The sequence below is a fragment of the Planktothrix sp. FACHB-1355 genome, from assembly GCF_014748295.1.
Lineage (GTDB): Bacteria > Cyanobacteriota > Cyanobacteriia > Cyanobacteriales > Aerosakkonemataceae > Aerosakkonema > Aerosakkonema funiforme_A.
Map to the genome: position 1 here is coordinate 1 of NZ_JACJUP010000099.1, position 10501 is coordinate 10501.

The window sequence follows — 10501 nt, forward strand, 5'->3', positions numbered from 1 at the left end:
CTAAATATGGGGAAAAAAAACCCGTGTTTCAGGGGCATAGAGTAGCGAGAGGATTGTATAAAACAGCCAATGGTAGGTTATTAAATGCCGATGTGAATGGGTCATTTAATATTACCAGAAAAGTAATTCCTGATGTCTTAGACCAAGGAATAAAGGGTTTGCCGTTTAACCCTCTGGTGCTTGACCCACTACGAATGACTGCACTTTCCGCCTGTGAGTAGGTTTGAGTAAGTAAAGTTTGAGCGGTTTGCCCATCATTACCTTTGGATCGGATACAACTATTTGTTTTAGTTGTTTCTGCATTGTCTTCGATCGTCACTTGCTTCTTCTATGATGTCATTTTGGAAAAAATAGGCAAGGGGTGCAAGGAATTGGTTTTCGTAGCATCAGTCGATATCTGTGTATTAAACTCAGAACAAGAGAGTTACAGGAGAAAGCCTGTGTCCAATTATATAAAAGTGCTAAAACAAGCAAGAGAACTCACTCCAGAGGAGCAACTGCAACTGATAGACGACTTGATATCGGTAGCTCGTCACCGAGTTACGGCTAAACCAAAGCGTAGCATTATGGAGTTGCGCGGGTTGGGTAAGGAAATCTGGAAAGGGATTGATGCACAAGAATATGTCAATCAGGAAAGAGACTCATGGAATGGTTAACCCAGCTAGAGGGACGAGTTGTGGGATTGGATAGTGCGCCGCTGATTTACTTTATCGAGGAAAATCCCACAACTAATGTCACTATCAAACGTTTGACTATTAAGTTTAAGCCTGAAGTCTATTTTTAGTCCAAGGGACAGACTCTTCTTTCTCAGTTACACGGCTGAAGTAGTCCCCTTCGTAATCAAAGAGATATAGTAGCACAAGTTCTAAATACCAAAGGCCAAGTTTCCAAGCCTGAGATTTTCCTAACGATGGGAGTTTGGAAATTTTATTGCGCTTTTTCGGATGACCAGCATGAACAATACTGTTACGTATTTCTGTTAAAGCGTGTGGGCCATCTTCCCAATTTAAGCCTTCTTCTTTGGAAAATTCACCTAATTCCTGAAAATTTTCAGGAATTTTCGATGGAATACCGATTTCTGAAAAAAGCTTTCTTAGCTTCTCTGCTGCGCTTACTTTTCGTTCATTAAAACTACCTGGACTGATAATTTTTCTATCTTCTACAAGAAGAACCCAAGAAAGAAGTTCAAAGGCAGCTTGTTGTAAAACAATAGAACCTTGTATTGCTCCTGCTTGAGCATTGCTTTCCATGTACCAGTGAATCGCTAACCTTATAGGCTCCTTCCAGGTATCATTATTCCAGCAATGCCAGAAGCCGGGAAAAGCTCTACTAATATTTTCACCATTTGCATCATCAGAAAACCAAGATTCGATATCCTTCCGCCAAGGTGATAATTTATAAGACTTCCATTTTTCCCAAACCTTTTCGTCTTTTATGTTATGACCAACTTGCAGAAGTGGAGCAATCCAGAAGCCTCTGGAAAATGATAAGAAGTAAGATAAGCCTTCCAAAAATTTATTAGCATCATCTGACGGAAAAGCTGATTTGTCGGCACGTTCTAGCTTTCCTACATGGGTTATAGCATAGCCTCTTTGAGATTTAATAGTTTTGATGATGTCGTCTATGTTTGGAAGGCTGTCGATAGTGACAGTCCATCCATATGCTTCCATCTGTAATCTACCTGTGTATATATGCTTTACTCCTAAGCTTTTTGCTGATATACAGCTTCCAAGAAAGGGGTGAAAATTAGTCAAATGAAAGATAACATAAGATAAATCTTGTCCGTCACCTAATATAATTCCTTTTTTGGGTATGCCAGAAAAACGAGAACTAAGAATATCTTCAGAAATATCTTCAGAACAAATAGAAACTTTTGTCAAAGTGCTATCTGATAATTTTAAATTCGCTTGTTCTAGCTCTAATTCTAATGGTGATTCAGTATAGGGTAAAAAATCAAATTTAACCTTTGGAGAAGGAAGCCATTCAAAAAATACGCTACCGTTCCCTTTAATCACGGTTTTTTGTTGAGTAATTTCTAACTCGCCTTGATATAGCTGAATAGGTTGGTTGGACTGCTCATTTCGGTAAATTGGCATGAGGGCTGATGGGAATGATTCAAAAGACGAATCCATAGATTTCATTTTTATATTTAAGTTAAATGGTGATAAAATACTTTATGACATACTAATACTTGAAGTCACGATCCGGAAAATATACATAAAATTAAACAACAAAAAGGGCGGGCAAGATGCCCACCCCACAAGAGATTTTATTCACTCACGCAAGAGGCGGCGATTTGCGATTCTTGCCAGAGTTTGAACAAGAAGAACTCAGTTCGATCGCTCAAGGTGACCACGAACACGCCTTCATCTTTCTCCGTACCTGCCGAAACCCAATTGCCGCGCAAACCGATTTCGACATATTCTGCATCGCAAGCACAGACAGAGATGATTTCGGAGTCTTCGCGCTGCGCCTCGATTTCCAAACGATCGACTCCAGGTAAATCGGCAGGCAGCAGAAACGAAGCTGTGCTAGGTTCGACGCAAATATGCCAACCAGCTCGCAGCGACAGAATCACTCGTGCCGTGACCCAATCTTCAAGGAATTGAGCCAGACGCTCTAATTGAAAGCCATTTTCGGTGTAAGTGAGTTTCAGCATGGTGTTGTCGGGTTTCTCCCGCTATTCCAAGTTTTGTTGCTGTTGTTCGCGCCAGAACTGTTCAGCAAAAGTGACAACTGGGTGCATCGGTGCTTTCGGTTGGGTACGGAGTGGCATTCCAGCTTGTACCGGAGTGCGATCGCCCTTACGAGCATTACACCGATCGCAGGCAGTAACTACGTTATCCCAGGTGTGTTTTCCGCCTTTTGACCGGGGAATTACGTGATCCAAGGTCAGGTTTTTGGTGCTACCGCAGTATTGGCAGGTATAGTGGTCGCGCCGCAGAACTTCTCGCCGGTTCACCGGGGGAACCTTCCAGAGACGTTCGTTGCCGGCTAAGGTCAGACGGATTTGTTTTGGCACGTCGAACACCAAAGAAGGCGATCGCACTTGCCAAAAGTTATCTTCTATACGATCGAGCGGTTCCGCCTTACCTGTTACCAGCAAGACAATTGCTCGCTTAATATTGACTCGACTCATCGGCAGGTAGTTCTTTGAGAACACGACTACCGACTGCGTTAGTACATCTGTTGGATTACGCCTATGAGGTTGCGATGTTGTGGTCACGACTTCACTCCTTATACAAGAACCCCCGCTTCTGTTTGGTAGGAAGCGGGGGTTAGAAGGCTTTGGGTTCTTCTTGTTCTATATAGGTACAGCTATTCGTCTGTACCCCCCGCTTCGTTTGCTTGAATCTGCACCTGGATTAGGTTGATGATTGGCGATCGTATAATCGTCTTCTCTCTCTTTTATTTGTTCTCCTAATCCATAAATACTCCTAAACAGGCAATCCACGCCAATAGCCCCGCCCAAGCGCCTCATGGCGCTTGTCCCGCCGCCGAAGCGTAGGGTGAGGGGCATTAGAGTGGATAGGGACTGTTGGAGTTTCACTGTTGTAATTGTTGAAGGCTGTTATCTGAAAATCTTACTTTTTAAATACTACACTTGTATTATAGATTTGTCCACCCATTTAGGAGAAAAATCATGCACGCCTTAACTCGGACTGCAACCACTGATATGGACGTAACCAGCATACGCTTAGAGCGAGACTTAAAGGATAGACTCAAAGAACTGGCTGGCAACCAAGGCTATCAAGCCCTTATTCGAGAAATCCTGTGGAATTACGTCCAGCAGAAATCCGGTGCCTTTAAACCACAGTTTTCGAGGTCTGACATTCGGGCAAGCATTCCAGCGACAGCAGAACGGGAAGAACGTTGCGTCCTCACAGGTCAGTTTATCCGACCGCAAGAGCCTATGTTATTGGGACTCACGCGCCACGGAGAATTGGTTCCACTTAGCGTCGAAAGTTTGGCAGCCAGTTAAAGACAGACTTGTTGCCAGTATAACAATAGAGCGATCGCCACGAGGAGCGATCGACAGGTTTTCTAGTTTCTCTGGTTTCCAGGCAGAACCTGGGAACCAGAGAAACCTATGTAAATGAATCTCCGGCACGCTAGACGAACGATAAGGGTAAATTGAAGTCGTGAAATCAACTTTATACATAACGGCAAAAGTTTTGCCAGGAAACAGAATTGAAATTCAATCTCCCAGCCTTTCCGTTGGAGAAACTGTCGAAGTAGTTATTCTAGTTCCAGAAGCAAATCCTGATTCTGTTGAAGATGGAAATCTTTTCTTAGAACAACGTCTTGCTTTCTTAAAATTACCAATAGCCGAACGCAGAAGAATTCTCGAAAGTCAAGCCGAGAAAATCCTCGCTCACTATCAACAAGATTCTGATTAGAAAGAATTAATGTTTCTAGAGGCTCTGCTTCCTCAAAATATGTAAAAATAAAGAAACGAAACTTGCGATCGCAATTTGCAGGCGGTAACTACCATGCAGCTAATCAAACGAACAACCCTCCACTATCAGGAAGGAAGTTCCGATAAAGTGTACGAAGTCGATTTGTGCCAAGTTGGAGAAAACCGATATACGGTCAACTTTCGTTACGGACGCCGAGGTGCTAATCTCAAGGAAGGCGTCAAAACCGAACAAGCGGTGCCATTGGCCCAAGCACAGAAAATCTTCGACAAATTAGTTGCAGAAAAGGTTAACAAAGGCTATCGGGATGTCAGTATTGCGCCTGCAAGTGAAACTACTGCACCAAAAGCAGTTCGCCAGAAAAATCCAGATGCACGCAACCAGGCTATTTTAAACCGTTTAGCCGATCGAAATCCACACAAATGGCCTTTAGAAAGAGCAATCTGGCGTGCAGGCGAACTGAAAATCCCTGAAGCTACACCTTTACTTCTCCAACTTCTCGGTACTGGCGACCCCCTCAGAGATTATTGCATAGTTTGGGCTTTGGGTTGGTGCGGCAATGTGGAAGTTACACCAACCCTTCAACGAATTTATGAGGATATTAACAAACCTGACTTTGTTCGTCGCATCGCGTGGGAAGCTTTATTTAAATTTGCCGATGCAGCGACAAAAGCAAGAATGCGTGCTGAGAAAATAGCAGAATTGCCGTCTGAATTGCGCGAACTAGCTAAAAATGGCACGGCAGAAGAATTCGCAAATGTGTTGCGCGGGTATTTGGAATATCGTACTAACCAACAAGTTACCGCACTTTACAGCCAAGATTACCAGCGTTTTGTCGTACTCGATATTATCTACCAAATCGATAACGAGTATGTGCGTCCAGTTTTATTGGAAATTTTGCAGAATGTCAGATTTTTGCCTAACACCTTCCAGCGAATTCGCCACATCTTTAAGATGGCTGAATATCGCCACGATGCAGAAGTATTCGGAATCCTGACATATCGCTTTGAAAAAGAGAAGCCAAATTATCACAGCAATCGCTATTGGGTGAGACTTCCAGATGGAACTTACATAAGTAGTAACGCTAGTAGATACAATCCTCAAACAAGACAATATGAAAGTTTGGGAAATCAAATCGAAGCGGAACTGAAGCGTCCTAATTGCAGGATTGCTTACAATGACAAGACACAGGAATATTTGCGGCGGCGCACTTGGCAAACGCTTCGACAGTTGGGTGAAGAAGGCGATTCTAACTATGTTAAAATGGCTGTTAGTGTCTTGTTACAATATTCAAATGCAGATGCTCAACCAGCCAAGCAGACAGCTTTTTATCGATACGATCGCACTAATAACTGGACTCGCGTAGCTTCCCACAGCGATTGGGATGCCTACGCTGCCTATCTAACATTTAACCACATCCTCTATGAAAATAGTCCGCGCTACGAATTAAAGGAAAATTCAAAAGCGTGGCGCTGTCGAAATTCCTACAAACCGGGAAATCCAGAACCTGATGTCAGGGAAGAAGCTTTTCCGCAACTTTGGGAACAACAACCAGCAGAACTTTTGCATTTGCTTTTGTCAAGTAGCTGTCGTCCGGTGCATCATTTTGCAGTCAAAGCATTGGGTGCGTGTCCGCAGTTTTGCGCGGAAATAGATCTGGATACTGCTATTAAATTGCTGAACAAACTTTATGAAGTGACGGTAAGGTTTGGGTTTGAGATTGCGCGTAACTTATATAATTCTGCCGAACCTCAGCGCGAGTTGGTTACGGCTGTGGTAAATTGTATAGTTGGTGAAGTGCGTGCAGAGGCTTATCGCTGGATTGAAGAAGGACGCGATCGCTATCTTTCCGATATCAATTTTATCGCAGATTTAGTTACCAGCGACTACCCCGACACTCGCCAATTCGCACGCCGACTCCTGAGTTCTTCAGTCATTACGGAAAATGCAGCAAAACTGCTAATTGCGCGAATCATCACCGAAATCTTAGCCTTATCTCCCAAATCGGATATCAACCCAGTTTACCAAGACAACATCGGCGAAAAAGTAAAAGACATAGCCGAAACTTTACTAACTTGCTTCACTCCTCAGCTACGCACCTTGGGTATGTCAGTTATTCACGATTTGCTAGAACATCCGCAGGTAGAAATTCAAGAATTTGGCGCTCGCATTCTATTAAATCACGAAATCGCCGCCGCCGATTTGCCGCCGGGATTAATCGATTCTTTGATGAATTCTCCCTACGAATCTGTACGCGGAGTAGGTATCCGAATTTTCGGTCAACTTCCCGACCCCACCTTGCTGAGTCAATACTCGCTGCTGGTAACAATGCTAACTCACGAATTAGCAGATATACGCAATGCGATTCGTCCGGTAGTGCGACGACTTTCCGCAGATTACCCGGACTTCGCCGCGAGATTGGCAACAGCGACGATCGATATGTTAATGGGGTCGGAAGCAAAAGAGGAAATTCGGGTTGCGATCGTTCGCTTGCTGAAAGAAGACTTACCTGGATGGATGACTGGTGTTACCAAAGATACAGCCTTGAGATTGCTGAAAGCCAAATCTTCCGCGACTCAGGAATTAGCCGGTTATGTGCTGAGTGCAAATCGCGATAAATGGGCAAATGATTTTGAGACAATAGAGATAGTTAGACTGGCGGATAACGAAATATTGTCTGTGCGAGAAGCGGCGCGAGAAATGTTTTTGCACAATCTCAATCGCCTGCGCGGAAACGAACAGGAAATGTTATCCGCAGTGCGAATAGTCGAGTGCAAGTGGGAGGACTCGCGGGAATTTGGATTTAGACTATTCAATACATTCTTCACCGCCGATGATTTGACACCCAACGTTTTAGTTAGTCTTTGCGATAGTGTGCGCGAAGATGTCCGCACTTTTGGCAGAAATTTAGTCATTCGTTACTTCAATGAATCCTACGGACAAGAATATCTGCTGAAATTCAGCGAACATCCCACAACAGATATGCAGATGTTTGCCACCAATTATCTGGAAAACTACGCAGTTAACAATCCCGAACGATTGCAAGAGTTGACACCATACTTTATAACTGTACTGTCGCGTGTAAATAAAAGTCGCGTCGCCAAACAGCGCATCTTTGCCTTTTTGGATAAAGAAGCGCAAAAAACAGAGGAAGCAGCGCGAGTCGTCGCCGAAATACTCACCCGACAATCAGTAACAATGGCAATTGGCGATAAAGCGACAGCAATTCAAAGTATGGTGAAAATCAAAAAAACCTATCCCCATCTTGACTTACCGATTCAGGTAAAACCGATTTCGGAAATTAGAAGATAGAAAACCTCACCCCCCGACCCCCTCTCCGCTGCGGAGAGGGGGAGGAAGAGAGAGGTTGATGTTAGCGCGTAGCGATCGCACCCATGCCTAAAAAAATTAGAGAATTGAAAAACTTGTTACTAAAAGCAGGATTTACTTACCGTTCTGGAAAGGGCAGTCATACAAAATGGTATCATCCGCTTCTACCCATACCTATTACTCTATCAGGCAATGATAGCAATGATGCTAAACCGTACCAGGAAAAAGACGTAAACAATGCGCTTGAGAGAGTACAGCAAATTCAAGGACAACAGGAGGAAGAAGAATGAAATATCACTATACCATAATAATTCAATGGTCAGATGAAGATAAATGTTATATCGTCAGTCTTCCTGAATGGGGAGAATTCTGCCACACACACGGAGATACATACGAAGAAGCGCTGGAAAATGCCCAAGAAGTGCTAGAACTTCTAGTAGAATCGTCATTAGAAGACGGTAAACCTCTGCCAGAACCTCAAACATTTGGAAAGTTGCTTCAGATTGCTTAAAATATAGCAAACGCTAAGGTGTAATGAAAGTTCTTAATTCCACCAAACTCAAGATTTCTAGATTCTTCTTCCCCTAGTCCCGACGCCCTAGCTATAACGATCGAGGAATAACAAACTATGGAAGTAAACTACGCCTACAAAGGAAATACCGCCGTAATTGACAGGGGCGATCGCACTCAAATGTCCTTCTCCCCGGACACCAAGCGCGAACCCACTTTTTTCATCGGCGAACTGCGCCAAAACATTGCTTTTCGCGAAGCTATCAGCGCCTTACACGATGTCGTCGTTTCCGACTTGCGGTTTAAACCAAAAGACAAAACCGCTTACAAAGAATGGGCGGCGAAACAGATGCAGATAGACTGGCAATTAGTAGCTGTCCAAAAACAAGAAGTTGCTAGTCGTATGAAGCAACTGCAAGAGGAACTCAAAGAACTTAATAACAACAGTTACCAGCGTCTCAAACCATATTACGATGCCAGAGATAAATTTCGCAACTATGTTTTTCAAAAGCAATTAGACCTGTATTTCTTATTCGATCCAGTTATCACAGTTCATCCAGATGAGATATTTTTTGAGTGCTTCAGCGTCGATGAATCCAGTTACGGACGCCTGGGTGCGAGTTACGAAGTATTCAAAAATATCGACGAATTCGCCTGCGGTACAACTAACATCGATTATTCCCACGACTTGTATAACGAATTTCAGAAAATCCGCAGTTACAAGACTACCAAATTAGAAGTAGATCCGTCAGGTTTTGAAGTTCAAACTACTAACGAAGAAGCTTTCAAAGAAGTCAAAATCGATTTACCGGATAGCTGGGTCAGAGGATTTTTACAAGTAAGTTCCGCAATGTCTTTACCGGCGACCCGATTCGATTTGCACCCGATGGATATCCACAATATGTGTTTGGTTTTGCGCCGCCACAAGGAAAAGCAAGGCCCGCGCAGTATGCGGTATCATTTAAAACCAGGGGAACCAGTGCGGGTGATTTTTGAACCGTGGAATATCGAGGTAGTTTGTCCGCGATCGCCCTACACGGGAACCTCAGAACAAGTCATCCGCGTTTGGGGACGCCGCCGCCTCCTCATCCTGGAACGTCTCATCGCCGTTGCTAAAAAGTTTACCGTCCACCTACTCGGTACGGGTATGCCTTCCTTCTACGTCGCCGATTTGGGCGATATGTCTTTCACCTTGGGATTGTCGGGATGGACTGCTAACGACTGGTCGCGATCGGGCAATTTTGACCTGATGACATCCCGCACAGAGGTAGACAACCTCACAAAACTCTCTATTTTCGAGATGCTGAAGCGGGATTGGTTACAAACGCCTGATTCGATCGCCAATCGCCTAAATGTCGATCGTTCTGTCGTTCTCAGCGCTCTCAGTGCTTACACGCAAGCGGGGCGTGCTATTTTTGACTTAAATAAGCAAGTGTATCGGGTGCGGGAATTGAGTCGGGAACCGTTACCGATGGATAAGTTACGTTTTGCTAACGAACGTGAAGAAAAGGCATCTCGCTTCTTGAGTCAAAATGCGGTGCGGGTGACTTCCTGTACTGGCGATCCGTCGAATGTGTTGATTTTGCAAGGCAATGTTAAAGATAAGGAAAAAACTTACACTCCCTCTTTGACGATCGACTCGGATAGTCGTATCATAAATGCAGAATGTACCTGCAATTGGCATTTCCAAAATAAGCTGTTCAAAGGCCCATGCGAACACATTTTGGCACTGCGAACTCAGCACCTCCGTCAAAGCAGGTAATTTGTTAACGCGCTACGCCAGAAGGCCCAACAGCCTTGCAATCCGGGCAGTGGATCGCTGTCCTTGCGTTTAGTTCGATCGCGCATCACTAGCCCGCTCTTTACTGTGCGTAGTGTCAGGTAGTATCGCTATTACGGTTTGGTTTCCGCGAAACTAATGAGCGATACTACCTGCACTACGCTTGAGTTGATCGGTCTAGTCCTGAGATGTTTACGAAGGGGCAACCTGATGGCAGTAGCGCATTATTTTTTCTTTCAATTAATCGAAATAGAAAATTTGTAGGGGAGAAGCATTCGGGCGACAATTTATCACGTAAAACCCAAAATTTTATATCCGAATGCTTCGCCCTCCCCCACTAATAATATGGATACCATTGAGCGATCATCATCTTTCCACCGCCACCGAGCTCGCCGCAGCACATGCTCTACCGTTGGCTCCCCGGCCCCGCCGAGGCGGTCGGTTTGGGGCCCATCCGCACGGC

Annotated in this window: 12 protein-coding genes and 1 pseudogene; 9 read left to right on the forward strand and 4 right to left on the reverse strand. The window is 44.3% G+C overall.

Going from position 1 to position 10501, the window contains the following annotated elements; all coding sequences use genetic code 11:
* From H6S82_RS32975 to H6S82_RS32675, 3 genes and pseudogenes are all read left to right on the forward strand, one after another.
* Positions 1–221 (forward strand): annotated as a pseudogene (locus H6S82_RS32975) (RNA-guided endonuclease TnpB family protein); the annotation flags it as partial.
* 219 nt (positions 222–440) lie between these two features.
* Positions 441–656: a hypothetical protein gene (locus H6S82_RS07100; protein WP_190465740.1), complete on the forward strand. Its 216-nt coding sequence runs from the start codon at positions 441–443 to the stop codon at positions 654–656.
* Positions 644–784, forward strand: a complete 141-nt coding sequence (locus H6S82_RS32675; protein WP_199315333.1) for a hypothetical protein — start codon at positions 644–646, stop codon at positions 782–784. The genes H6S82_RS07100 and H6S82_RS32675 overlap by 13 nt, the downstream gene beginning before the upstream one ends.
* Here the strand turns inward: H6S82_RS32675 and H6S82_RS07110 are convergent.
* The 4 genes from H6S82_RS07110 to H6S82_RS07125 all read right to left on the reverse strand — a co-directional run bounded on the left by H6S82_RS07110 (position 762) and on the right by H6S82_RS07125 (position 3550).
* The gene (locus H6S82_RS07110; protein WP_190465742.1) at positions 762–2141 is read right to left on the reverse strand and encodes a hypothetical protein; all 1380 of its coding nucleotides are present in this window, start codon (positions 2139–2141) and stop codon (positions 762–764) included. The two genes, H6S82_RS32675 and H6S82_RS07110, sit on opposite strands and share 23 nt — an antisense overlap.
* Positions 2142–2269: 128 nt before the next feature.
* On the reverse strand, positions 2270–2659 hold the full coding sequence (locus H6S82_RS07115) for an alr0857 family protein (protein WP_190465744.1): 390 nt from the start codon (positions 2657–2659) through the stop codon (positions 2270–2272).
* 21 nt (positions 2660–2680) lie between these two features.
* Positions 2681–3139: an HNH endonuclease gene (locus tag H6S82_RS07120; RefSeq protein WP_190465787.1), complete on the reverse strand. Its 459-nt coding sequence runs from the start codon at positions 3137–3139 to the stop codon at positions 2681–2683.
* 165 nt (positions 3140–3304) lie between these two features.
* Positions 3305–3550 carry a hypothetical protein gene (locus H6S82_RS07125; RefSeq protein ID WP_190465746.1) on the reverse strand — a complete coding sequence of 82 codons (246 nt, stop codon included), beginning with the start codon at positions 3548–3550 and terminating at the stop codon, positions 3305–3307.
* Positions 3551–3643: 93 nt separating this feature from the next.
* Between H6S82_RS07125 and H6S82_RS07130 the strand changes: the two genes are divergently transcribed.
* From H6S82_RS07130 to H6S82_RS07155, 6 genes are all read left to right on the forward strand, one after another.
* The gene (locus tag H6S82_RS07130) at positions 3644–3982 is read left to right on the forward strand and encodes a hypothetical protein (RefSeq protein ID WP_190465748.1); all 339 of its coding nucleotides are present in this window, start codon (positions 3644–3646) and stop codon (positions 3980–3982) included.
* Between the two features lie 160 nt (positions 3983–4142).
* On the forward strand, positions 4143–4400 hold the full coding sequence (locus tag H6S82_RS07135; protein ID WP_190465750.1) for a hypothetical protein: 258 nt from the start codon (positions 4143–4145) through the stop codon (positions 4398–4400).
* Between the two features lie 93 nt (positions 4401–4493).
* Positions 4494–7730: a HEAT repeat domain-containing protein gene (locus H6S82_RS07140; protein WP_190465753.1), complete on the forward strand. Its 3237-nt coding sequence runs from the start codon at positions 4494–4496 to the stop codon at positions 7728–7730.
* A gap of 83 nt (positions 7731–7813) precedes the next feature.
* Positions 7814–8038 carry a type II toxin-antitoxin system HicA family toxin gene (locus H6S82_RS07145; protein ID WP_190465755.1) on the forward strand — a complete coding sequence of 75 codons (225 nt, stop codon included), beginning with the start codon at positions 7814–7816 and terminating at the stop codon, positions 8036–8038.
* Complete coding sequence (locus H6S82_RS07150) at positions 8035–8259, forward strand: type II toxin-antitoxin system HicB family antitoxin (RefSeq protein WP_190465756.1); 225 nt, start codon at positions 8035–8037, stop codon at positions 8257–8259. The genes H6S82_RS07145 and H6S82_RS07150 overlap by 4 nt, the downstream gene beginning before the upstream one ends.
* 117 nt (positions 8260–8376) lie before the next feature.
* Positions 8377–10020 (forward strand): SWIM zinc finger family protein, encoded by a 1644-nt coding sequence (locus H6S82_RS07155; protein WP_190465758.1) that lies wholly within the window; start codon positions 8377–8379, stop codon positions 10018–10020.
* The last annotated feature ends 481 nt before the right edge of the window (positions 10021–10501 follow it).